3 pseudogenes are annotated in these 3,227 nt (G+C 69.3%); 1 reads left to right on the forward strand and 2 read right to left on the reverse strand.

Annotation, left to right across the window (positions count from 1 at the left end):
* Positions 1 to 439: 439 nt before the first annotated feature.
* Positions 440 to 991 (forward strand): annotated as a pseudogene (locus LNW71_RS34985) (YdcF family protein); the annotation flags it as partial.
* Between the two features lie 256 nt (positions 992 to 1,247).
* Here LNW71_RS34985 and LNW71_RS34990 read toward each other — a convergent pair.
* Positions 1,248 to 2,236 (reverse strand): annotated as a pseudogene (locus tag LNW71_RS34990) (aldo/keto reductase).
* A 250-nt stretch (positions 2,237 to 2,486) separates the two neighbouring features.
* A pseudogene (locus LNW71_RS34995) lies at positions 2,487 to 3,103 on the reverse strand (class F sortase).
* Between the last annotated feature and the right edge of the window lie 124 nt (positions 3,104 to 3,227).

Here is a 3,227-nt window from a genome sequence, read left to right on the forward strand (position 1 = left end):
CCGGGCATCCGTGCGCTTTTCCGGACGAGACCGTCTCCCCGCGCCGAAGGGGGCTCGCGCCGAGGCGCTGGTTCAGGACGTTTACGCTGTCCGAATGTTGGTTTACGCTCCGGCTGCCCTCCTTCTCGCCGTCTTCTGTGTACGTGTGGTGCGCGAGCGCAGGAGGTTCGGCAACGCCGTGATTCTTGGGCTTGCCGTGCTCTGCGGGCTGGCAGCCTGGCTGATCCAACTGGTCAGGTCCGACTCACCGTCGGGTCAGATCATCGTCTGGTCACTCGCGGCCCTGGGCGCGCTCGCTGTCCTGGTGCTGATGTACTTCCTGTTCCTCAACGGCCTGCAGATGGCGAGCAAGGAAGGCAGGAGTCCGGCCAACCTGCTCTCGCTGGTGGCCGCGTTGTCCATCCTCGGAGTCATCGCACTGCTGATCACCGCGGTGGTCATGCGGACTCCTGTGCTGATCGGGGCGGCGGTGGCAGTCGGCGGCGTGGCCGGCTACGTCTCGTTCCTCTTCCTCAGCTTCGTCTGCTACGCGTTCCTCTACGGTCGCCTCCGGGTGCGGCGCAGGGCCGACTACGTGGTCGTGCTCGGCTCGGGCCTTGTGGGCGGTTCCACCGTGCCACCGCTCCTGCCAGTCGCCTCCGGCGGGCGCAAGCGGTCCACCAGCGTCTTGCCAGGCGCGGAACTGCGCCGGTGCTCATCACTTCGGGGGCCAGGGCCGGACGAGGACGTGCCCGAGTCGCACGCCATGGCCGACTTCCTGACGGCCCGGGGGTTTCCCGCCGAACTGATCGAGCGGGAGGACCGCTCGACGACGACGGAGGAGAATCTGCGGCTCAGCAAGGCGATCATGGAGAAGGCGAACCCGGACTACCGCTGCGTCATCGTCACCAACAACTTCCACGCCTTCCGCGCCGCCCTCACCGCTCGGCGGACCCGCATAAGAGGCCACGTGGTGGGGTCGCCCACGGCCGCGTACTTCTGGCCCAACGCGACGATCCGGGAGTTCACCGCGATCCTCGTCGCCTACCGCAGGACCAACGCGGCCATGTGTCTGCTGCTCGTCCTCGGCGGGGTGCTCGCCTGGTGGATCCGGAGCCACGCGGCGGGTGATCTTCACGCGAAGCCGGGCCGCGTCCACGTGAGGCGCCGGGCCGGCGCCCACCGGGGCGGGCGTGCGGACACCTCCGGCCCACATCCAGGAAGGGCTTCACGGGCCGTGCCGCGACGGGAGCCGACGGCGGGTCGCCTCAGCGGAGAAGCTTCTCGATCTCCGCCATCTGCCCTGCGTCGAGTGGTCCACGGGCCATGGCAGCAGCGTTCTCCTCCGCCTGGGCAACGGTCCGGAACCCCGGGATCGGTACGGTCCTCGGACTCCGCGCCCACAGCCACCCGAGCGCGCCCTGGGTGAGTGTGCGCCCGTCCGCCGTGAGGATGTCCCGTACGGCTTCGACCCGCGCCAGCCACTGGGGCGCCGGCGCCCCGCCCTCACCGAACCAGCGGAGCCAGGCCGGCGGCGTGGTCCGGATGTCACCGCCTGCCGCCCTGCTGTCCGGCCCGTACTTCCACGTGAGCAGTCCCATGGCGAGCGGCCCACGATTGATGCTCGCGAGACCCTCCCGCTCGCACAGCCCGATCAGCTCCGGCGCGTCCACCAGCACATTCAGCCCATGCTGCACGGCGGCGCAGTGCGCTCCCCGGGCGAAGACCTCCGCGCGCTCCGCATCGTCCGTGCTCCAACCGTAGGCCCGGATCAGCCCTTCCTGTACGAAGCCTTCGCACGCCTCCCGCAGCAGCGCCGCCCGTTCCGGCTCCACATCGCCGAGGTGCAGCTGCCAGAGGTCCACATAGTCCGTGCCGAGCCGTCGCAGGGAAGCCGTCAGCGCCTCACGCGCATACCCCACGCTGTCGTCGCTCCTGATCAGGGCCTGCCGCTCCTCATCGAAGACGTTCCCCATTTCGTGCCGACCACGACCTGTTCACGCTGTCCTCGCAGGGCCCGTCCCAGTACCCGCTCACTGTGCCCGGCCCCGTACACATCCGCGGTGTCGAAGAACGTCACGCCGAGCTCGACGGCCCGCCGCACCGCGGCGACGGACTCCTCGTCGTCGACCTTCCCCCAGCCCAGGGGCGCGCCGGCCGCGTCCGCCCACTCGCCGCCGATGGCTCAGCATCCGAAACCCAACGGGCTGATCTCGATGCCGCTACGACCCAACTGCCTTGCTCCGATTGTCTGCATGCCCGCACGCTAGGCCTTGAAGTGCAGGCGAAGGCAAGCCCGTAGGGCGGGAGTTGCATGCGCGTATCAGGACCTCGAAAACAGCGCCGGCCTCCTCGCCGTAGTCCGCCGGGCGGTTCGCAACCGGGCGGAGGGAAACATCGCCGGGCGGAACATCGCCGGCGGTTTCCAACCGGCCGGGCCGAGGTGAACGCGGACGGCCGGTACCTCGCCCCCGAGGTACCGGCCGCTCCCATACCGCTGACAACCCTCAGGCCGTCTGTTTCTTCCATGACGTCAGGTGGGCGAAGACGACCACGTTGGCCGAGTAGCCGCTCTTCTTGTTGAACTTCCCACCGCACGTCATGAGCCTGAGTTCCGGACGGCCGGTGGTGCCGTACACCTTGTCGTCCGGGAAGTCGTCCTTCGTGTAGGTCTTGACCTCATCGACTGCGAAGACCGCGGTACGCCGGTCGGCCCTGGCGACCTTCACCGTGTCACCCCGTGCAGTGCGTTGAGGTTGAGGAAGATCGCCGGCCCTGTTTCGGTGTCCCGGTGGCCGACGATCAGGGCGGTGCCCGCGTCGCCGGGTGATGGGCCGTTCTGGTACCAGCCCACCACCCTTGGCTTGCTCAGCGGCGGGGCGCCGAGGTGCCCCTTCTTGTCGAGCCCGAGAGCAATGACCGGGGCCTGGATGAAGATGCCGGGCACGGTGATCTGCAACGGTCGGGTTCGTGCCAGGACCGCGTGCGAGACCCGTTTGGTCGGCAGGTCGCCGCCGCCCGCGGCGTCACCGCCGTGGGCGGCGGTGACCGACGGGTCGTCGGACGAGTCCGAGCTCGACCAGACGATGCCGGTCACCAGCGAGGAGAACACGCACAGTGTCATCGTGAGACGGCACGCGCGAGTCGGGCCCCGTCGCCGCCGACTGCGGGGGTTATGCCTCGTTGCGGGCACGACGACGTGCGTTTCGGCGGACCACGATCAGCCCAGCAGCTCCGGCCGCTCCGGC

Origin of the sequence: Streptomyces sp. RKAG290, assembly GCF_023701695.1 — a bacterium.
In the GTDB taxonomy this organism is placed as follows: domain Bacteria; phylum Actinomycetota; class Actinomycetes; order Streptomycetales; family Streptomycetaceae; genus Streptomyces.